General features: G+C 33.8%; 1 protein-coding gene. It reads right to left on the bottom strand.

The features are described 5' to 3' along the window. Positions 1 to 234 precede the first annotated feature (234 nt). A complete protein-coding gene (locus NO346_RS14680; RefSeq protein WP_004661816.1) occupies positions 235 to 444 on the bottom strand; it encodes a cold-shock protein in 210 nt (69 codons plus the stop codon).

The following is a 444-nucleotide window of genomic DNA, read 5'->3' as shown; positions in this document are numbered from 1 at the left end:
TTTCATGCAGAATCTCCTGCTTTGATCTTAAGAGAAAATTCTACTTTTACATCCTTTTATTTTTAGGGGGGATTACCCTTACTGATTACTTTCTTATACAAAACTCGTCTTTTAGGCAGAAGATCAACCTCTATAAAGCTTAGAATTTCATGCAAAGCACAACTAGAAATCAAAAGATAGTTTTTAGATATAAAAAAAGCCCACATAAAGTGAGCTTTTTTTCAAGCAATCTTATTAGATAACTTTAATTGTAGTTGCTTGTGGTCCTTTTTTACCTTGACCAAGTACAAACGAAACGCGTTGGCCTTCGTTTAATACTTTGAAACCATTGCTTTGGATTTCACTGAAGTGAGCAAAAACATCTTGGCCAGAATCAGCTTGAATGAAACCAAAACCTTTAGTTTCGTTAAACCACTTAACAGTACCAGTAACTGTATCAGACAT

Source organism: Acinetobacter sp. 5862 (assembly GCF_024494585.1).
Classification (GTDB): domain Bacteria; phylum Pseudomonadota; class Gammaproteobacteria; order Pseudomonadales; family Moraxellaceae; genus Acinetobacter.
Note: the sequence above shows the minus strand (reverse complement) of the source record. Positions and strands in the feature narration are given on the sequence as shown.